The 18,826-nt window shown below is 56.2% G+C and carries 17 protein-coding genes; 12 read left to right on the forward strand and 5 right to left on the reverse strand.

What is annotated here, in order from left to right; all coding sequences use genetic code 11:
* Positions 1–4: 4 nt before the first annotated feature.
* Positions 5–1,492 carry an MFS transporter gene (locus tag ACOQH0_RS11800; protein ID WP_421510406.1) on the reverse strand — a complete coding sequence of 496 codons (1,488 nt, stop codon included), beginning with the start codon at positions 1,490–1,492 and terminating at the stop codon, positions 5–7.
* Positions 1,493–1,609: 117 nt separating this feature from the next.
* On the opposite strand from ACOQH0_RS11800, the gene ACOQH0_RS11805 reads away from it, so the two are divergent.
* The 6 genes from ACOQH0_RS11805 to narI all read left to right on the forward strand — a co-directional run bounded on the left by ACOQH0_RS11805 (position 1,610) and on the right by narI (position 10,464).
* Positions 1,610–2,185 (forward strand): TetR family transcriptional regulator, encoded by a 576-nt coding sequence (locus ACOQH0_RS11805; RefSeq protein WP_089600051.1) that lies wholly within the window; start codon positions 1,610–1,612, stop codon positions 2,183–2,185.
* A gap of 209 nt (positions 2,186–2,394) precedes the next feature.
* A complete protein-coding gene (locus ACOQH0_RS11810) occupies positions 2,395–3,783 on the forward strand; it encodes a NarK family nitrate/nitrite MFS transporter (protein ID WP_421510407.1) in 1,389 nt (462 codons plus the stop codon).
* Positions 3,784–3,810: 27 nt separating this feature from the next.
* The gene (locus ACOQH0_RS11815; RefSeq protein WP_421510408.1) at positions 3,811–7,551 is read left to right on the forward strand and encodes a nitrate reductase subunit alpha; all 3,741 of its coding nucleotides are present in this window, start codon (positions 3,811–3,813) and stop codon (positions 7,549–7,551) included.
* Positions 7,548–9,092, forward strand: a complete 1,545-nt coding sequence (gene narH, locus ACOQH0_RS11820) for a nitrate reductase subunit beta (protein ID WP_421510409.1) — start codon at positions 7,548–7,550, stop codon at positions 9,090–9,092. Before ACOQH0_RS11815 ends, narH begins: the two co-directional genes overlap by 4 nt.
* Complete coding sequence (gene narW / locus ACOQH0_RS11825; RefSeq protein ID WP_421510410.1) at positions 9,092–9,787, forward strand: nitrate reductase molybdenum cofactor assembly chaperone; 696 nt, start codon at positions 9,092–9,094, stop codon at positions 9,785–9,787. Before narH ends, narW begins: the two co-directional genes overlap by 1 nt.
* Positions 9,784–10,464 (forward strand): respiratory nitrate reductase subunit gamma, encoded by a 681-nt coding sequence (gene narI, locus ACOQH0_RS11830; protein WP_047348394.1) that lies wholly within the window; start codon positions 9,784–9,786, stop codon positions 10,462–10,464. The genes narW and narI overlap by 4 nt, the downstream gene beginning before the upstream one ends.
* Positions 10,465–10,549: 85 nt before the next feature.
* Here the strand turns inward: narI and ACOQH0_RS11835 are convergent, their stop codons facing one another.
* Positions 10,550–10,999, reverse strand: coding sequence for a hypothetical protein (locus ACOQH0_RS11835; RefSeq protein WP_421510411.1), 450 nt, complete (start codon positions 10,997–10,999; stop codon positions 10,550–10,552).
* 229 nt (positions 11,000–11,228) lie between these two features.
* Between ACOQH0_RS11835 and ACOQH0_RS11840 the strand changes: the two genes are divergently transcribed.
* Both ACOQH0_RS11840 and ACOQH0_RS11845 read left to right on the forward strand, forming a co-directional pair.
* Complete coding sequence (locus tag ACOQH0_RS11840) at positions 11,229–11,942, forward strand: isochorismatase family protein (RefSeq protein ID WP_420986505.1); 714 nt, start codon at positions 11,229–11,231, stop codon at positions 11,940–11,942.
* Positions 11,943–12,003: 61 nt separating this feature from the next.
* On the forward strand, positions 12,004–12,957 hold the full coding sequence (locus ACOQH0_RS11845) for a GlxA family transcriptional regulator (RefSeq protein WP_089600062.1): 954 nt from the start codon (positions 12,004–12,006) through the stop codon (positions 12,955–12,957).
* Between the two features lie 9 nt (positions 12,958–12,966).
* Here the strand turns inward: ACOQH0_RS11845 and nhoA are convergent, their stop codons facing one another.
* The gene (gene nhoA / locus ACOQH0_RS11850) at positions 12,967–13,803 is read right to left on the reverse strand and encodes an N-hydroxyarylamine O-acetyltransferase (protein WP_420986503.1); all 837 of its coding nucleotides are present in this window, start codon (positions 13,801–13,803) and stop codon (positions 12,967–12,969) included.
* A 108-nt stretch (positions 13,804–13,911) separates the two neighbouring features.
* On the opposite strand from nhoA, the gene ACOQH0_RS11855 reads away from it, so the two are divergent.
* The 3 genes from ACOQH0_RS11855 to ACOQH0_RS11865 all read left to right on the forward strand — a co-directional run bounded on the left by ACOQH0_RS11855 (position 13,912) and on the right by ACOQH0_RS11865 (position 15,427).
* Positions 13,912–14,484: a flavin reductase family protein gene (locus ACOQH0_RS11855; RefSeq protein ID WP_421510412.1), complete on the forward strand. Its 573-nt coding sequence runs from the start codon at positions 13,912–13,914 to the stop codon at positions 14,482–14,484.
* 126 nt (positions 14,485–14,610) lie between these two features.
* On the forward strand, positions 14,611–14,973 hold the full coding sequence (locus ACOQH0_RS11860; protein ID WP_421510413.1) for a CHAP domain-containing protein: 363 nt from the start codon (positions 14,611–14,613) through the stop codon (positions 14,971–14,973).
* Between the two features lies 1 nt (position 14,974).
* Complete coding sequence (locus ACOQH0_RS11865; RefSeq protein ID WP_421510414.1) at positions 14,975–15,427, forward strand: DUF3828 domain-containing protein; 453 nt, start codon at positions 14,975–14,977, stop codon at positions 15,425–15,427.
* A 95-nt stretch (positions 15,428–15,522) separates the two neighbouring features.
* Here ACOQH0_RS11865 and fusA read toward each other — a convergent pair whose 3' ends face one another.
* The gene (fusA, locus tag ACOQH0_RS11870; RefSeq protein ID WP_421510415.1) at positions 15,523–17,622 is read right to left on the reverse strand and encodes an elongation factor G; all 2,100 of its coding nucleotides are present in this window, start codon (positions 17,620–17,622) and stop codon (positions 15,523–15,525) included.
* A gap of 162 nt (positions 17,623–17,784) precedes the next feature.
* Here fusA and ACOQH0_RS11875 point away from each other — a divergent pair, with 162 nt between their 5' ends.
* The gene (locus ACOQH0_RS11875; RefSeq protein WP_094084673.1) at positions 17,785–18,084 is read left to right on the forward strand and encodes an ArsR/SmtB family transcription factor; all 300 of its coding nucleotides are present in this window, start codon (positions 17,785–17,787) and stop codon (positions 18,082–18,084) included.
* Here ACOQH0_RS11875 and ACOQH0_RS11880 read toward each other — a convergent pair.
* A complete protein-coding gene (locus ACOQH0_RS11880; RefSeq protein ID WP_421510416.1) occupies positions 18,077–18,718 on the reverse strand; it encodes a helix-turn-helix domain-containing protein in 642 nt (213 codons plus the stop codon). The genes ACOQH0_RS11875 and ACOQH0_RS11880 overlap by 8 nt on opposite strands.
* Positions 18,719–18,826: the final 108 nt, after the last annotated feature.

Consider the following 18,826-nt stretch of genomic DNA (forward strand, 5'->3'; position numbering starts at 1 on the left):
GGTTTTACGGCTTCGGCACCTTCGCCAGGCTAAACCAAATCCCTGTCGCCAGCATCAGCAGCATCGCTCCCGCGCTACCCAACGCCACGCTATGCGAGGTGATAAACGCCGTTTTCGCCGCCTCAATCACCGACTCAGCCAGTGACGGCGCCAGATCCTGCGCCACCTTCACCGCTTCACCAATTGAGGACGAGGCTTTATCTGCAAGCGACGGGTTCAGCCCCTGCGGCAGCTCAATCGACGCCGAGAAGCTGCGGGTTAACAGCAGGCCGAAAATGGCGATCCCCAGTCCCGCCCCCAGCTCGTAGGACATGGTTTCAATCGCCCCTGCGGCAGCCGCTTTCTCTTTTGGCGCAGCGGCCATAATCGCAGAGGTCGAGGCCAGCAGCGCGCTGGCCGCGCTAAAGCCGAGCAGAACCATCAGGGCAGACGCCAGCAGCTGCTGAGTGCTGAAATCCAGCATCGACAGGCCGATAAAACTGACCGCGCTCAGCCCCATCCCCCCTGCCGCCACAAGACGCAGACCGAGACGTCCCACCAGAACACCTGCTATCGGGCCGCTAAACCCGCTGGCCACCATCAGCGGCAGCATAAACATGCCTGCCTCAAACGGCGTGAAGCCATGAACAAACTGCAGCTCCTGCGCCATCAGCAGTTCAAATCCCACCAGCGCGATCATCGCCGTCATCGCCATCACCACGCCGCTTAAAATGATGCGGTGGCAAAACAGGCGCATGTCGATCATCGGCACGCGGGCGCGCAGCTGAATGCGCACGAAAATAAACAGCATCACCGCGCCAGTCAGCAGCGTACAGGCCACCAGCCACGGTGACAGCACGCCTTTCAACGCGGTTTTAGCGCTGTAGACCAGCAGTAAAATCGCCACGATCAGCATGATCGCATGGCTAATGTTCAACGGCTGCTCAGGCCGCCCCTGCTGCCGGGGAACAAAACGCGCCGCAAGCGTGACAACAATAAGCACGATTGGCACGTTGATCAAAAACACTGAACCCCAGTAGAAGTGTTCCAGCAACATACCGCCAATCAGCGGGCCAAATGCCGCGCCGCCGGAACCCACTGCAGCCCAAACCCCGAGCGCGATGTTGCGCTCCTTCGCGTCGACAAACAGCGTGCGGATCCCAGCAAGCGTGGCCGGAATTATCATCGCTGCGCCTATTGCCAGAGAGGCGCGCGCCGCAATCAGCCAGCCCGCAGAAGGCGCAAACGCTGCCGCCAGCGACGACAGGCCAAACAGCGTGCTGCCAATCATGAGCAATCGTTTAAAACCAATGCGGTCACCCAGCGCCCCCATCGGCAGTACCATTCCCGCCATCACCAGCGAGTAAATGTCGATGATCCACAGTAATTCATTGCCGCTGGCGCCCAGCGTCATGCTCAATGTCGGCGCCGCCACGTGCAGCACCGTCGCGTCGATCGCCACCGGGATATACACCAGCACGATAATCACTAACGCTAACCACTGACGAAACATAAATTTCCTTTTCTTTCAAAACATGGACACATGTCCAGGATGCGATCCTACGTAAAGTTGAACGCATGTCCAGCTTTTTGTTACACTCGTTTCGTCCCCATTGAGAGTGAGAAAAACATGCGTTATCTGAGCAAGGACGAGCGGCGTGAAGCCATCCTGCAGGCCGCCATGCGCGTGGCCCTCGCCGAAGGACTGGCGGCCATGACGGTGCGCCGTATTGCCGCTGAAGCCAGCGTGGCGACAGGACAGGTTCACCACCACTTCACCTCCGGTGGAGAACTAAAGTCGCTGGCCTTTGTTCGCCTGATCCGCGAGCTGCTGGATGCCGACGCGTTGGACGAAAACGCCAGCTGGCGCGAGCGGCTGCATGCCATGCTCGGCAGCGATGACGGCAGGTTTGAACCCTACATTCGTCTGTGGCGTGAAGCCCAAATTCTGGCCATTCGGGATGCCGAAATAAAAGGCGCTTACGTACTGACAATGGAGATGTGGCACCAGGAGACCGTTGCCATTATTCGTGCCGGGGCGGACGCCAGCGAATTTACGCTGACTGACCGTGCAGAAAATATTGCCTGGCGTTTGATAGGGCTGGTGTGCGGGCTGGACGGCATTTACATATTAAATATGCCGGAGATGGACGACGCGGCCTTTAATAAGCATCTCGATAAACTCATTACGCTGGAATTGTTTTAATACCCCTTCCGGAGTATTAATTCTCGTGCATTTTACAATTAGTAACACATTAAGCGCCCCCTTAATCCCATTCTAATCTCAGGGGTTCGCTTTTTTATCTATCCTTTCAGATGTATCCCAAAACATCCAATAAACTCTAGTCCCCACTCTCATTTATCTTTTTGTTTTCACTTCATTTTTCTCTCCATTATGGCAAGCAAGAGGGCGATATGTCACCACAAAGTGAAAAGAGTAACCCGCATCTTTTAAGTAACTGGAAACCTGAAAACGCGCAATTTTGGGAGAATAAAGGCAAACATATCGCGCAAAGAAATCTGTGGATCTCGGTGGCATGTTTACTGCTGGCCTTTTGCGTATGGATGCTGTTTAGCGCAATCGCGGTCAATCTCAATAAAGTCGGATTTAATTTCACCACCGATCAACTTTTTATGCTAACGGCATTACCTTCTCTCTCCGGCGCGATATTGCGCGTCCCCTATTCGTTTATGGTGCCCATATTTGGCGGACGATACTGGACGGTATTGAGTACTGTCATCCTGATTATTCCCTGCGTCTGGCTGGGAATTGCCATTCAGACCACCGCGACGCCTTACTGGGTCTTTATCGTGATTGCCCTGCTCTGCGGCTTTGCAGGTGCCAACTTTGCCTCCAGCATGGGCAACATCAGCTTCTTCTTCCCCAAGGCAAAACAGGGCAGCGCGCTCGGCATTAACGGCGGGCTCGGCAACCTGGGCGTCAGCGTGATGCAGCTGGTCGCACCCTTGGTGATATTTCTTCCGATGTTCACTTTCCTCGGCGTGCACGGCGTGCCGCAGGAAGATGGCTCGACGATATGGCTGGCCAATGCAGCATGGATCTGGGCGCCGCTGCTGCTTCTGGCAACCCTTGCGGCTTTTTTTGGCATGAACGATATTGCCAGCTCTAAGGCTTCTATTGCCAGCCAGCTCCCGGTGCTGAAGCGCTTTCACCTCTGGCTGCTGAGCCTGCTCTATCTGGCGACCTTCGGCTCGTTTATCGGCTTCTCGGCGGGGTTTGCCATGCTGTCAAAAACTCAGTTTCCGGACGTCAACATCCTGCACCTCGCCTTCTTTGGCCCACTTATCGGTGCGCTGGCCCGTTCTGCGGGCGGGATGGTCTCTGACAAACTGGGCGGCGTGCGGGTCACGCTGATTAACTTCGTCTTTATGGCCGTCTTTAGCGCCCTGATCTTCCTGACGCTGCCCGGCTCTGGCTCCGGCAGCTTTGTCGCGTTCTATCTGGTCTTTATGGGACTGTTCCTCACCGCCGGGCTGGGCAGCGGATCCACCTTCCAGATGATCGCGATTATTTTCCGCCAAATCACGCTCGACCGCGTCAAAAAGCAGGGCGGCACGGACGAGCAGGCGCAGCACGAAGCGGTGACGGAGACCGCCGCCGCGCTGGGCTTTATCTCCGCTATCGGCGCCGTTGGCGGGTTCTTCATTCCCAAAGCCTTTGGCACCTCGCTGGCGATGACCGGATCGCCCGTCGGCGCCATGAAGGTGTTCCTCGTGTTTTACATTGTCTGCGTGCTTGTTACCTGGCTGGTGTATGGCCGCAAATCCGCAAAAAAAGAATAACTACACGTCCGAAGCAGGAGAAATGTCATGAGCAAACTGTTGGATCGCTTTCGTTATTTCAAAACAAAGGGGGACAGCTTCGCCAACGGGCACGGGCAGGTATACCACACCAACCGCGACTGGGAGGACAGCTACCGTCAGCGCTGGCAGTTCGACAAAATTGTGCGCTCCACCCACGGCGTAAACTGTACCGGCTCCTGCAGCTGGAAGATTTACGTCAAAAACGGTCTGGTGACCTGGGAAACCCAGCAGACCGACTATCCGCGCACCCGCCCCGACCTGCCCAACCATGAACCGCGCGGCTGCCCGCGCGGGGCGAGCTACTCCTGGTATCTCTACAGCGCCAACCGTCTTAAATACCCGCTGGTGCGCCGCACGTTAATTGAGCTCTGGCGCGAGGCGCTGGCCCAGCATCACGATCCGGTGCTGGCGTGGGACGCCATCCAGAGCGATCCGCAAAAAGCGCAGAGCTACCGGCAGGCTCGCGGACACGGCGGATTTATCCGCTCGAACTGGAAAGAGCTAAACCAGCTGATCGCCGCCGCCAACGTCTGGACCATCAAAAATTATGGCCCGGACCGCGTGGCGGGTTTCTCCCCTATCCCAGCAATGTCGATGGTCTCCTACGCCGCCGGTACGCGCTATCTTTCGCTACTGGGCGGTACCTGCCTGAGCTTCTATGACTGGTACTGCGACCTGCCTCCGGCTTCGCCGATGACCTGGGGCGAGCAGACCGACGTGCCGGAGTCCGCCGACTGGTACAACTCCAGCTATATCATTGCCTGGGGCTCGAACGTGCCGCAGACCCGTACCCCAGACGCCCACTTCTTCACCGAGGTGCGCTACAAAGGCACCAAAACCGTCGCCATCACGCCGGACTTCTCGGAGGTGGCGAAGCTGAGCGACCAGTGGCTGGCCCCCAAACAGGGCACCGACAGCGCCCTCGCTATGGCGATGGGCCACGTGATCCTCAAAGAGTTTCACCTCGATAACCCCAGCGACTACTTCCTCAACTACTGTCGCCGCTATACCGACATGCCGATGCTGGTGATGCTGGACGAGCAGGAGGACGGTCGCGTGGTGCCGGGACGAATGCTGCGCGCCTCGGACCTTGTCGACGGGCTGGGTGAAGCCAATAACCCGGAATGGAAGACCGTCGCCTTTGACATTGCCGGGAACCTGGTGGTGCCAAACGGATCGATTGGTTTCCGCTGGGGAGAAAAAGGCAAATGGAATCTGGAGCCGCAGGCGGCGGGCCACGAAACCGAACTGACGCTTTCTTTGCTCGTTACCTACGACAGCGTTGCCGACGTCGCCTTCCCCTACTTTGGTGGCAACGAAAATCCGCATTTCCGCAGCGTGAAGCAGGAGCCGGTGCTGACGCGCCGCGTGCCGAGCAAAACCCTGACGCTCGCCGACGGCAGCGAGAAACGGGTGGTCAGCGTTTACGATCTGGTGCTGGCTAACTACGGTCTTGATCGCGGTCTGGAAGACAACAACGCAGCAGCAGACTACGGTGAAATCAAAGCCTACACCCCGGCCTGGGGCGAGCAGATTACCGGCGTACCCGCTTATCTGATAGAAAAAATCGCCCGCGAGTTTGCCGATACGGCGCACAAAACGCACGGTCGCTCAATGATCATTCTGGGTGCCGGGGTGAACCACTGGTACCACATGGACATGAACTACCGGGGGATGATCAACATGCTGGTCTTCTGCGGCTGCGTCGGGCAGAGCGGCGGCGGCTGGTCACACTATGTCGGCCAGGAGAAGCTGCGCCCACAAACCGGCTGGCTGCCGCTGGCCTTCGCGCTGGACTGGAACCGTCCGCCGCGCCAGATGAACAGCACTTCCTTCTTTTACAACCACGCCAGCCAGTGGCGCTACGAGAAGCTGACCGCGCAGGAGTTACTCTCCCCGCTGGCGGACGCCTCAAAATTCACTGGCCACCTGATCGACTTCAATGTCCGCGCGGAGCGTATGGGCTGGCTGCCGTCGGCCCCGCAGCTCAACCTTAACCCGCTGCACGTTAAGGCGCGCGCCGACGCCGCTGGGATGTCCCCGCAGGATTACACCGTTCAGGCGTTAAAATCGGGCGATATCCGCTTCGCCTGCGAGCAGCCCGACAACGGTAAGAACCATCCCCGCAACCTGTTCGTCTGGCGCTCTAACCTGCTCGGCTCGTCCGGGAAAGGCCACGAGTACATGCTGAAATACCTGCTCGGCACCGAGAGCGGCATTCAGGGCGAGGATCTCGGCTCTACCGATGACGTGAAGCCTGAAGAGGTGGAGTGGCAGACCGCCGCCATCGAGGGCAAGCTCGACCTGCTGGTCACGCTTGACTTCCGCATGTCCAGCACCTGTCTGTTCTCGGACATCGTTCTACCCACCGCCACCTGGTATGAAAAAGACGACATGAATACTTCGGACATGCATCCGTTTATTCATCCGCTCTCCGCCGCCGTCGACCCGGCGTGGGAGTCCCGCAGCGACTGGGAGATCTACAAAGGCATCGCCAAAGTCTTCTCCGAGGTCTGCGTCGGGCATCTGGGCACCGAAACCGACGTGGTGCTGCAGCCGCTGCAGCACGACTCTCCGGCGGAGCTCTCCCAGCCGTTTGATATTCAGGACTGGCGCAAAGGCGAATGCGATCTGATCCCCGGCATAACCGCGCCGAACATTGCGGTCGTCGAGCGTAACTACCCGGAAACCTACGAACGCTTCACCTCTCTCGGTCCGCTGATGGATAAGCTCGGCAACGGCGGAAAAGGCATTTCATGGAACACGCAGAACGAGGTCGATTTCCTCGGCAAGCTGAACTACGTCAAGCTCGAGGGCCCGGCGAAAGGCCGGCCGCGCATTGAAACTGCTATTGACGCCTCCGAGGTGATCCTCGCTCTGGCACCAGAAACCAACGGTCAGGTGGCGGTGAAAGCCTGGGAAGCGCTCGGTGAACTGACCGGGCGCGATCACACCCATCTGGCGCTGAACAAAGAAGACGAGAAGATCCGCTTCCGCGATATCCAGGCGCAGCCGCGCAAAATCATCTCCAGCCCGACCTGGTCCGGACTTGAGAGCGAGCATGTCTCCTACAACGCGGGCTACACCAACGTCCACGAGCTGATCCCGTGGCGTACCCTTTCCGGTCGTCAGCAGCTTTATCAGGACCACGCGTGGATGCGCGCCTTCGGAGAGAGTCTGGTGGCCTACCGTCCGCCGATTGATACCCGAAGCGTTACCCATATGCGCGAGATCCCGCCGAACGGCTTCCCGGAAAAAGCGCTGAACTTCCTGACGCCGCACCAGAAATGGGGCATCCACTCCACCTACAGCGAAAACCTGCTGATGCAAACCCTGTCGCGCGGCGGGCCGATTGTCTGGATCAGCGAAATCGACGCCTGCGAGCTGGGCATTGAGGACAACGACTGGATTGAAGCCTTCAACGCCAACGGTGCCCTCACCGCCCGCGCGGTGGTCAGCCAGCGCGTGCCGCCGGGCATGACCATGATGTACCACGCCCAGGAGCGCATCCTGAACATTCCGGGTTCAGAGGTAACCGGACGGCGCGGCGGGATCCACAACTCGGTAACCCGCGTCTGCCCTAAACCGACGCACATGATTGGCGGTTACGCGCAGCTGGCGTACAGCTTCAACTATTACGGCACCGTCGGCTCCAACCGCGACGAGTTCATCATGATCCGCAAAATGAAAAACATTAACTGGCTGGATGGCGAAGGTCGGGATCAGGTACAGGAGGCGAAAAAATGAAAATACGCTCACAGGTTGGCATGGTTCTGAACCTCGATAAATGCATTGGCTGCCACACCTGCTCGGTCACCTGTAAGAACGTCTGGACCGGGCGTGAAGGCATGGAATATGCGTGGTTTAACAACGTCGAAACCAAACCGGGGATCGGCTACCCGAAAAACTGGGAAGATCAGGAGGAGTGGCAAGGCGGCTGGATTCGCGGCATTCACGGCAAGCTAACGCCGCGCCTCGGCGGCAAAATGGGCGTGCTGTCGAAAATTTTCGCCAACCCAGTCCTGCCGCAGATTGACGATTATTACGAGCCCTTCACCTTTGACTATCAGGATCTCCACCGCGCCCCGGAGGGCGATCATCTCCCTACCGCCCGTCCGCGCTCGCTGATTGACGGCAAGCGGATGGACAAAATCGTCTGGGGGCCCAACTGGGAAGAGCTGCTGGGCGGCGAGTTCGAAAAACGCGCCCGCGACCGCAACTTCCAGAAGATGCAGAAAGAGATGTACGGCCAGTTTGAAAACACCTTCATGATGTACCTGCCGCGCCTGTGCGAGCACTGCCTGAACCCTAGCTGTGCCGCCACCTGCCCGAGCGGCGCGATTTACAAGCGTGAAGAGGACGGCATTGTGCTGATCGACCAGGATAAATGCCGCGGCTGGCGTCTGTGCATCAGCGGCTGTCCGTACAAGAAAATCTACTTCAACTGGAAAAGCGGCAAATCAGAAAAATGCATCTTCTGCTATCCGCGCATTGAATCCGGCCAGCCGACCGTCTGCTCGGAAACCTGCGTCGGGCGCATCCGCTACCTCGGCGTGCTGCTGTATGACGCGGACCGCATTGAAGAGGCGGCCAGCACCGAGCATGAAACCGATCTGTACGAGCGCCAGTGCGACGTGTTCCTGAATCCAAACGATCCGGCGGTGATTGAAGAAGCGCTGAAACAGGGTATTCCGCAGAACGTGATTGACGCCGCCCAGCGCTCGCCGGTCTATAAAATGGCGATGGACTGGAAGCTGGCCCTGCCGCTACATCCGGAGTACCGCACCCTGCCGATGGTCTGGTACGTGCCGCCGCTGTCGCCGATTCAGTCCTACGCCGATGCGGGCGGCCTGCCGCAGAGCGACGGCGTCCTGCCTGCCGTGGAAAGCCTGCGCATTCCGGTGCAGTACCTGGCAAACATGCTCAGCGCGGGCGATACCGGCCCGGTGCTGCGCGCCCTGAAGCGCATGATGGCGATGCGCCACTACAAACGTTCCCAGACCGTGGAAGGCGTGACCGATACCCGCGCCATTGAAGAAGTGGGCCTGACCGAAGCGCAGGTTGAAGAGATGTATCGTTATCTGGCCATTGCCAATTACGAAGATCGCTTCGTGATCCCGACCAGTCACCGTGAAATGGCGCGCGACGCTTTCCCGGAGAAAAACGGCTGCGGCTTCACCTTTGGCGACGGCTGCCACGGCTCCGACACCAAATTCAACCTCTTCAACAGCAGCCGCATCGACGCGATCAACATCACCGAGGTACGCGAACACGGGGAGGGAGAATAATGCAAATCCTCAAAATCATCGCGCTGCTGATCGAATATCCCGATGAGACCCTGTGGGATAGCCGTGATGAAGCGCTTTCGTTGATTGAGCAGGACGCGCCCACGCTGCTGCCGTTTACCCGGCAGCATCTGAACGCCCCACTGCTGGATAAACAGGCCGAATGGTGCGAGGTTTTTGAGCGCGGTCGCGCAACGTCGCTGCTGCTGTTCGAGCACGTTCATGCTGAGTCCCGCGATCGCGGTCAGGCGATGGTCGACCTGATGAGCCAGTACGAGAAAGCCGGGCTACAGCTCGACTGTCGTGAGCTGCCGGACTATCTGCCGCTCTACCTGGAATACCTCAGCATCGTCACCGACGATGAAGCTCGCGAAGGATTACAAAACGTCGCGCCGATCCTGGCGCTGATTGGGGGACGTCTGAAGCAGCGCGGCGTGGCGCATTACCAGCTATTTGACGCCCTGCTGGCGCTGGCGGGTACGCGGCTTTCCAGCGACAGCGTGGCGACACAGGTGTCCAGTGAAAAACGGGATGATACCCGCCAGGCGCTGGACGCCGTCTGGGAAGAGGAACAGGTGAAGTTTATCGAAGACAACGCCACATCGTGCGACAGCTCGCCGATGCAGCAATATCAACGACGCTTTAGCCAGGACGTCGCGCCGCAGTACGTGGACGTCAGCGCCGGAGGCCCAAAATGACACACTACCTGAACGTGTTTTTCTATGACATTTACCCGTACATCTGTGCCACCGTCTTTTTCCTCGGCAGCTGGTTGCGCTACGACTACGGGCAGTACACCTGGCGCGCCTCGTCGAGCCAGATGCTCAGTAAACGCGGCATGAACTGGGGCTCTAACCTGTTTCATATCGGGATCCTGGGGATTTTCTTCGGACACCTGTTCGGCATGTTAACCCCGCACTGGATGTACGCCTGGTTTTTACCCGTCGCGGTTAAACAGCAGCTGGCCATGATGGCGGGTGGGGTTTGTGGCGTATTGACGCTGATTGGCGGTTCTATGCTGCTTTACCGCCGCCTGTTCAATCAGCGCGTGCGCGCCACCTCCACCACGCCGGATATCATCATCATGAGCATTTTGCTGATTCAGTGCATCCTGGGCCTGACCACCATCCCCTTCTCCGCACAATATCCTGACGGGAGTGAGATGATGAAGCTGGTCGGCTGGGCGCAGGGGATCGTGACGTTTAAGGGAGGCTCATCAGAAATGCTGAGCGGCGTGGCGCCGATCTTCCGCATCCATCTGGTGCTCGGGATGACAATCTTCCTGATCTTCCCGTTCACCCGTCTGGTGCACGTGTGGAGCGCGCCGTTTGAGTATTTTACCCGTCGGTATCAGGTGGTGAGATCGCGTCGTTGATTTTGTCGGGTGGCGGCTACGCCTTACCCGACCTACGTTCAGGTTCCTCCTGGCCCGGTAAAGCGTAGCCGCCACCGGGCTATAATCAACCGACGGAACCTCCGGTTACCAGAGAGAGAATAAATAACAGCAACAACACTGCGACGATCAGCCCGAACGCAAGCAGCATAGCATGAAAGGTCAGCGTTAGGCCTGAGAATAGAAGTGCCCCAGAGATACCCCAACGGCTCTCCTTGCACATTCTTCCGATGAACGAAAGTCCCAGTGCCACAACAGCGAGTATAATCCCGGCGTTAAGAATAATGCTGTCGATATCAACCGTCGTTTTTTCGGTTCGGGCAGCAGGACGCTCTCCCTTTAACCCCGCAATTACCCCTTGTTTTACAGCCGAAACTTTCTCAGCAACAATAACCTCAAGCGCTGGCGGCTTTGGAGAAAACGGTCCGAATGAAAACTGAAAGATTGAGAGAATGAGTGCAATTCCCCCCAAAAACATTCCCAATGAACTGAATTTATTTCGTAATACGATTTCCATATCAACCTGCCTTCGAGTAATGCCGCCGCGTGGGCTGTAGGCCCGGTAAGGCGTAGCCGCCACCGGGCGATTAAGACTGAAGCATGCCGTTTTGCAGAAGAAAATTCCACCACTGAATATCGCCTCATAATGGCCCAAAAGTACCGTTATTGGTTCTTCAGATCACTCCTGCCGTTGGAAACGGTGAGGAATAATGGCTCCCGAACACAACACAGAGGGAGTTATCGTGATGAAAGCATTTTTTCGTACGGCAGTGATGATCGGCATGATGAGCGCATTTTCCACTTATGCTACCGCGCAGGAGACAACCCGCATGAATACCAAAACCATTCGCGCAATGACGGGCGCAGAAGCTACCCCATCCTTATCGGCGTCTGAAACCGCGTTAATCGTGGTGGATATTCAAAACGAATATTACGCATCAAAATATTTTCGCGGTCAGATGGTGATCCCGGATGGTGAAAACGTGCTGAAAAACAGTCAAAAACTGGTCAGCTATGCCCATCAAAAAGGGATGCCGGTCTACTTCGTTCGCCATATGGGGCCGAAAGACAGCCCGCTGTTTGCCGAAGGATCTGTTTATGCGCAGTTCCATAAAGATCTGCAACCTTCTGCGCAAGACGCCATTATCACCAAAGCGACCCCGAGCGCTTTTGTTGGCACCGATCTGGATGCGCAATTAAAGAAAAAAGGGATTAAAAAGGTGATTGTGATTGGCCTGATGACGCACATGTGCATTTCGTCCACCGCACGTGACGCTGTACCGCTGGGTTACAGCGTGATTATTCCTGAAGATGCAACGGCAACGCGCGATCTGGATGACGGCAAGGGCGGCGTGGTGGATCACAAAACGCTGCAGCGGACGGCATTAGCCGGTGTGGCCGATGTATTCGCTGAGGTAATGTCCACCAAAGACGTTATGGCACTTCCGGTCACAAAATAAGACCGGACTTGATCCCTGTCGCCAGCCAGACTTCTATACTGGCTGGCACATGGAGGCTTTTATGACGTTGAAAATTGGTATTGTGGTATTTGATGGCATCATCCCTTTTCACCTTTCGGTGCCGTATGCCGTGTTTGAGAAAGCACTCACACCACAAGGCGAGCCCCTTTATCAGCTGGTTGTTTGCGCCACGACGCCCGGCGTACTGAAGACCAATGCCGGTTTTTCTATCGTTGTGGAGCGCGGGCTCGATGCGTTGGCCGGAATGGATATGGTGATCGTCCCAAGCTGGGATGTTCCCGAGCGAGCCCCGGATCCCGACCTCCTGCTGGCGCTGCAAAAGGCCCATGCTGCGGGTGCACGCATTGTGGGTTTGTGCATGGGCGCATTTGTGGTTGCCGCCGCCGGGTTACTGGAACATCGTCCTGCGACAACGCACTGGCGATGGGCGGCTGATTTTCAGCGCCTCTTTCCCTCCGTGCAAATGGATAAAGACGTGCTTTATATAGATGATGGTGACATTGTCACTTCCGCCGGAACGGCGGCGAGTATTGACTGCTGCCTGCATCTGGTGCGTCAGGCTTGGGGTGCCGAAGTGGCAAACGGCGTGGCGCGCTTATTGGTTGTACCGCCGCACCGCCAGGGCGGGCAGCGACAGTATGTCGAGCTGCCGGTTCAGAATACGCGTCGCGGGGATTATTTCACCGATGCGCTGGCTTGGGCGACGGAGAATCTCCAGCTCGCACTCACGCTGGACTGCGTGGCGGAGAAAGCCTGCATGAGCCGACGCAGTTTTACCCGGCGGTTCCAGCAAACCACGGGGGAAAGTTTTTCGCGCTGGCTACTCAACCAGCGCATCATCGTCGCACAGCGCTATCTCGAAAAAACCGACCAGCCTGTGGATGACATTGCCGAGCGCGTCGGTTTTCCCTCGACGACCTCTTTACGCCGTCACTTTCACAATCTGCTCAATACCTCACCTTCCCGCTATCGACGCGAGTTTCGCGGCCGATAATGAAGTGAGTTATTTTCCCTGCGTTTCAAAACCCGCCATCACGGCCTTGAGCTCAGCCAGTGAAAATCCGTGTTTTGCATCGTCAACGCCCAGTCCAAAGCGTTCCTGCATCAGTCGGTAAAGCGCTTCAGCGTCCGGCAAATGGATCTGCTCCTCCACATGGCCATTTTGCCAGTGGGTAAAGTTGAAGTTGGTTAGCGTCAGTTTGCCGCCATCCGGCAGATGACGACACATCAGCAGATGGTGGCGGAAATGCGACTGCGGCCAGTGCGCCGACCAGAAATTCCCCATCACGTAATCGCTGAAATACTGCGTCGTCAGGTCAAACTGATACATCGACTGCCAGTGCTCGTGGTGGCGGAACTGCAGTACCCAGTCGTTACCCTCACTCAGCAGACGATACAGCCCGTGCGGCGTCTCTTGTTCTTCATTGGCAAGCAAACGAATCGGCGCAGTCAACGTCTGGCCGCCAAACCCTACGTCGGCAATCCAGCGCTCACCGTTAAGCTCCACCAGCAGCAGGCGATGCGTGCGCGGCGGCATTTGCGGCGGATTCGCCAGAACGACGCGCCCCAGCACGCTGCGTACCGTAAAGCCAACTTCGCGCAATACGCGTTCGAACAGGCCGTTTTGCTCAAAGCAATAGCCTCCGCGGCGCGCGGAGACCAGCTTGTCGACCAGATTCTGATCCTCAAGGTGGATCTCTCGCGGCAGAACGACATCAATATTTTCAAACGGGATCGCGCCGTTGTGGTGTAAATGCAGCGCGCGCAGCGTGTCGATATCAACAGCGGTTGGTTGCGTCCAGCCGATGCGAGCGAAATAGGCGGTCAGAAATGGGGACATTAATCAGTTTCCTTTGATTGCGATGTTTTGTTTATAAACTAATTTTATGCGCCCACTTTGATTTACGTGCTTTTTCGTCATACTCATCAAAGTAAATAAGGAGCCTCTATGAACCACTTTCGCCCTGTTGAATTACGTCATGCCAGCCGTCTGCTGAACCACGGTCCGACTGTGCTTATCACCAGTCGGGATGAAAGCCTCGACAGACGCAACGTGATGGCCGCCGCATGGTCAATGCCCGTTGAGTTTGAACCGCCGCGCATCGCGATCGTCGTGGATAAAAGTACCTGGTCACGTGAGCTGATTGAGCGCAGCGGGAAATTTGGCATCGTCATCCCCGGCGTGGCAGCGACCAACTGGACTTACGCGGTCGGTAGCGTCAGCGGGCGCGATGAAGACAAATTCAACTGCTATGGGATCCCGGTCGTGAACGGCCCTGAACTTGGCCTGCCGGTTATTGAAGAAAAATGTCTGGCGTGGATGGAGTGCCGGTTATTACCTGTAACTTCTGCGGCAGAAAAATATGACACCCTGTTTGGTGAAGTGGTTTCAGCAGCAGCAGACGAACGCGCGTTTGTCGCTGGCCGCTGGCAGTTTGACGGGGATAAGCTGAATACGCTGCATCACCTTGGTGCCGGGACGTTTGTGGCGAGTGGGAAGATGGTGAAGGCGTTGGATTGATTTCGTAAATCATATCGTACTGAAATATAAATATTTTCCATGGCATTTTATGTTTACCACGGCGAAATAAAACGAAGGATATTCTGCAGTTATTGCATTAGCAATGCTCACACTAAGGAAATATCTATGTCATGGAATAAAAGGGAAGCCGTTTCATACGCCCGCAGTCACGCACATCAAAAAAGCTCTGGTTATTGTGCCCGCGCAGTGGCCGCAGCGATCCGTGCCGGAGGCTTGAAAATTGAAGGAGCTGATGCCAAAGATTTCTGGCGTTCTCTTGAGAAAGCCGGATTCACAAAAACTTACGGCACCCCCATTGAGGGTGATGTTGCTGTTATTGACGCACTCCCCGGCCCACACCAGAACGGACACGCATGCATTTATGATGGTTCTGGAACCTGGTATTCTGATTTCAAACAAAACAGCCTCTATCCTGGGTCAACATATCGAAAGCTCCAACCCAAAATAACTATTTACAGGCACAACTAATATGAAAAAAGCCTTATTGATTTTACTTCTGGGCTCCTGCTCAGCGTTGGCGCACCAGAACGATCCCGTTCAACAGGCTGTTAATTTCAATAAATGGTATGTTAATCAAATTAGCAAGGATGCCTTTCCAATAACTGACAGCCGCGAGATCGATAAATTTGTCACTGCATCCACAATGAAAAAACTGCGTCATGCTCAGGATCCTAACTACGCTGATGATGACTTTTATGACGCGGATATTTTTTTAAAAGCGCAGGATATTGGCGATGACTGGCCCAGCAATGTAGCCGCAATTGCAGGTGACACAGATCCTGTATGTGTAAATGTATATATCGCATTTGGAAAAAAGCAGGAGCACATCGTCATTGACTGCATGGTCAAAGAAAATGGAGCCTGGAAAGTACAGTCAGTCGCCAGGGTAGAATTTTCAAGAAACGTTACTGCTACAAAATGACTTAATCGATGAAAAGCCAGGGTGTTGATATTTAGAGATCTCTTAGGTCATATAAGCACATGGTAGCCTAACGACTACCATGTGCACTTAATTAACTACTTAGCACGCCGCGAAATAATCTCATCCGCAACATTCCGCGGGGCTTCCGCGAAATGATGGAACTCCATCGTATAGGTCGCGCGACCCTGGGACATCGAACGCAGTGTGGTGGCATAGCCAAACATCTCTGCGAGCGGCACGTCGGCACGAATAATCTGGCTGCCGTACTGCTCTGCCATCCCCTGCACCATGCCGCGACGGGAAGAGAGATCGCCCATAATATTACCGGCGTACTCTTCCGGCGTTTCCACCTCCACGTGCATCACGGGCTCCAGGATGACCGGATCCGCTTTACGCGCACCCTCTTTGAAGCCCAGGATCGCCGCCATGCGGAAGGCCATCTCCGAGGAGTCGACGTCGTGATACGAACCAAACGTCAGGGTGGCTTTCACATCCACAACCGGATATCCCGCCAGCACCCCAGAGTTCATGGCCTCACGCAGTCCTTTCTCAACGGAAGGAATATACTCGCGCGGCACCACGCCGCCCTTGGTGGCATCTTCAAACTTAAAGCCGGTGCCCGGCTCTAACGGTTCAAGACTGAGCACCACATGGCCGTACTGCCCTTTACCGCCGGACTGACGGACAAATTTGCCTTCGATGTCCTTCACCGCTTTACGCAGGGTTTCACGGTACGTTACCTGTGGACGACCAATATTTGCCTCCACGCCAAACTCACGCTTCATGCGGTCGACGATGATTTCCAGATGAAGCTCGCCCATCCCGGAGATAATCGTCTGACCAGACTCCTCGTCGGTATGGAGTCGGAACGACGGGTCTTCCGCCGCCAGACGCTGCAGCGCGATACCCATTTTCTCCTGGTCGGCCTTAGTTTTCGGCTCGATCGCCAGAGAAATTACCGGGTCCGGGAACTCCATGCGTTCAAGCGTAATGACCGCATTTGGGTCGGTCAGCGTGTCACCGGTCGTGACATCTTTCAGACCCACGCAGGCCGCGATATCGCCCGCGCGCAGTTCGTCCACCTCGTGGCGATCGTTCGCATGCATCAGCACGATACGCCCGATACGCTCTTTCTTCCCTTTTACCGGGTTATACACTGCGTCGCCTTTGCGCAGCACGCCGGAGTAGACGCGGATAAAGGTCAGTTGCCCGACGTACGGGTCGCTCATCAGTTTGAACGCCAGCGCCGAGAACGGTTCGTCATCACTCGGATGACGCTCCGCGTGCTGTCCTTTTTCATCCACGCCGTCAATGGCCGGCACGTCCAGCGGCGACGGCATCAGTTCGATCACGGCATCCAGCATGCGCTGCACGCCTTTATTTTTGAAGGCGCTGCCGCACAGCATCGGCTGGATTTCACCGGCAATGGTGCGAATACGCAGCCCCTTAATGATTTCAGCTTCATCAAGATTGCCCGTTTCCAGGTACTTATCCATCAGTTGATCGCTTGCTTCCGCCGCCGCAGAGACCATTTTTTCGCGCCACTCTTGCGCGGTACTGAGCAGATCGTCAGGTACCGGCGCATAGTTAAACGCCATGCCCTGAGTGGCATCGTCCCACAGAATGGTGCGCATCTTGATGAGATCCACCACGCCGGTGAAATGTTCTTCTGCGCCAACCGGGATCACAATCGGCACCGGATTGGCCTTCAGGCGTTCCTGCATCATCCGCACGACGCGGAAGAAATCGGCACCCGGACGGTCCATTTTGTTGACGAACGCAATGCGTGGAACCTTGTATTTGTTCGCCTGACGCCAGACGGTTTCCGACTGCGGCTGCACGCCGCCTACGGAGTCATACACCATCACGGCACCATCGAGCACGCGCATGGAACGTTCCACCTCTATGGTGAAATCCACGTGCCCCGGAGTGTCGATGATGTTGATCCGGTGCGGCTCAAACCCCCGGTCCATACCCGGCCAGAAGCAGCTGACCGCCGCGGAGGTAATGGTGATACCGCGCTCTTGCTCCTGCGCCATCCAGTCGGTGGTTGCCGCGCCATCGTGTACTTCACCCAGCTTGTGGCTCATCCCGGTATAAAACAGGATGCGCTCAGTGGTGGTTGTTTTACCGGCATCGATATGCGCGGAGATACCGATGTTGCGATAACGTTCGAGGGGGATGGGTCGGGGCATGATATTTCCTTAAGTCTTCAAGACTGTATTGTGACGACCGGGATGGTCGTATATTCGTTCGTTTGTTATAATAGTCCTATTGTACGAGTATTATCGAACTATTTTTTTTACGATTGACCTATTGTTGATATAGCTCAATCTGACATTTCACGCAGGAAAACCATGATCCCAAACCACCCCGAACCTGAACAAATACTCCTGGAAAACGTGCTGTTCGCCCTCGGTAACCCGCTCCGCCTCTCGATAATTCGCAGGCTGGCCGACGGCAGTGAACTGAGTTGCAATGCGCTACGCCCGGAGGATGTTGTGAAATCCACCATGACACACCACTGGCGCGTACTACGCGACAGCGGCGTTATCTGGCAGCGCCCGCAGGGGCGGGAAAATATGATTTCATTGCGAAGAGAGGATCTGGATGCCCGCTTTCCGGGGCTGATGAAGATACTGCTGCAGGTTAAATAGTCTCTGCCCCTTCAAGACGATAAACCGGGATCCGTCGGGCTGTTTTGGTGAGCGTATCAAACACCTCGGCCTCAGATGTCACTATCCTGATCCCCGTTTTGCGTAACCTCTGAATATCCGCCGCGATGCGCTGAATACCAAACCAGAAAAGCCCGTCGAGCGCCGTCACGGACAACCCGTTTTCCAGCGCCAGCTTGAGTCGTTCGCGGGGCGCTTTCACCTGCTGGGCGATTTGCCGGTAAGGGACTTCATTACATCCTGTCGCGTCACTGCGCTGGATCCGCGTTTTCAGCTGATAGGTAAACTCGTCAGGTATTCCGTTGAGATCCTTTTTAAGGCTATAGACGCAGCCAAAGCGCTTGCCGTTAAACAGAACATTTTTCTGACTAAGCTGAAGCTCGTTTCTGACGCCGTCTATCAGCTGTGGCGCACGGGTGAGGAGAAGCCTGAAGGGAAGCTCGAAGCTGGTCACATAATCCACATTTAGCAGCGCGAGGCGCAAGCGCTCCTCAGCACCGGATTTTTGCTCACGACACTCTTCCAGCACCTCTGCCCACTGGCGCGTCAGGCGTTCCGGCTCGGCGGTTTCGGTAAGGAGATATTTTTCAATCTGGTAATCGACTCGGGCGGTCATAGTGGTGTATGCGGTCGCTGTGGATAGGGTAATTCTATCCAGCGCGGCGACTTTTATAAAGGGCTGAACCGCAACGGCATTCACAAAATGCCGTTGCGATTCAGTCTC

The sequence above is a fragment of the Enterobacter sp. JS8-1 genome (assembly GCF_049187015.1).
Classification (GTDB): Bacteria; Pseudomonadota; Gammaproteobacteria; order Enterobacterales; family Enterobacteriaceae; genus Enterobacter; species Enterobacter mori.

Excerpts from the sequence above, each read along its gene's own strand:
- ACOQH0_RS11800 (WP_421510406.1), bottom strand. The coding sequence starts at position 1,492 with ATGTTTCGTCAGTGGTTAGCGTTAGTGATTATCGTGCTGGTGTATATC.
- ACOQH0_RS11805 (WP_089600051.1), top strand. The coding sequence starts at position 1,610 with ATGCGTTATCTGAGCAAGGACGAGCGGCGTGAAGCCATCCTGCAGGCC.
- ACOQH0_RS11810 (WP_421510407.1), top strand. The coding sequence starts at position 2,395 with ATGTCACCACAAAGTGAAAAGAGTAACCCGCATCTTTTAAGTAACTGG.
- ACOQH0_RS11815 (WP_421510408.1), top strand. The coding sequence starts at position 3,811 with ATGAGCAAACTGTTGGATCGCTTTCGTTATTTCAAAACAAAGGGGGAC.
- narH (WP_421510409.1), top strand. The coding sequence starts at position 7,548 with ATGAAAATACGCTCACAGGTTGGCATGGTTCTGAACCTCGATAAATGC.
- narW (WP_421510410.1), top strand. The coding sequence starts at position 9,092 with ATGCAAATCCTCAAAATCATCGCGCTGCTGATCGAATATCCCGATGAG.
- narI (WP_047348394.1), top strand. The coding sequence starts at position 9,784 with ATGACACACTACCTGAACGTGTTTTTCTATGACATTTACCCGTACATC.
- ACOQH0_RS11835 (WP_421510411.1), bottom strand. The coding sequence starts at position 10,999 with ATGGAAATCGTATTACGAAATAAATTCAGTTCATTGGGAATGTTTTTG.
- ACOQH0_RS11840 (WP_420986505.1), top strand. The coding sequence starts at position 11,229 with ATGAAAGCATTTTTTCGTACGGCAGTGATGATCGGCATGATGAGCGCA.
- ACOQH0_RS11845 (WP_089600062.1), top strand. The coding sequence starts at position 12,004 with ATGACGTTGAAAATTGGTATTGTGGTATTTGATGGCATCATCCCTTTT.
- nhoA (WP_420986503.1), bottom strand. The coding sequence starts at position 13,803 with ATGTCCCCATTTCTGACCGCCTATTTCGCTCGCATCGGCTGGACGCAA.
- ACOQH0_RS11855 (WP_421510412.1), top strand. The coding sequence starts at position 13,912 with ATGAACCACTTTCGCCCTGTTGAATTACGTCATGCCAGCCGTCTGCTG.
- ACOQH0_RS11860 (WP_421510413.1), top strand. The coding sequence starts at position 14,611 with ATGTCATGGAATAAAAGGGAAGCCGTTTCATACGCCCGCAGTCACGCA.
- ACOQH0_RS11865 (WP_421510414.1), top strand. The coding sequence starts at position 14,975 with ATGAAAAAAGCCTTATTGATTTTACTTCTGGGCTCCTGCTCAGCGTTG.
- fusA (WP_421510415.1), bottom strand. The coding sequence starts at position 17,622 with ATGCCCCGACCCATCCCCCTCGAACGTTATCGCAACATCGGTATCTCC.
- ACOQH0_RS11875 (WP_094084673.1), top strand. The coding sequence starts at position 17,785 with ATGATCCCAAACCACCCCGAACCTGAACAAATACTCCTGGAAAACGTG.
- ACOQH0_RS11880 (WP_421510416.1), bottom strand. The coding sequence starts at position 18,718 with ATGACCGCCCGAGTCGATTACCAGATTGAAAAATATCTCCTTACCGAA.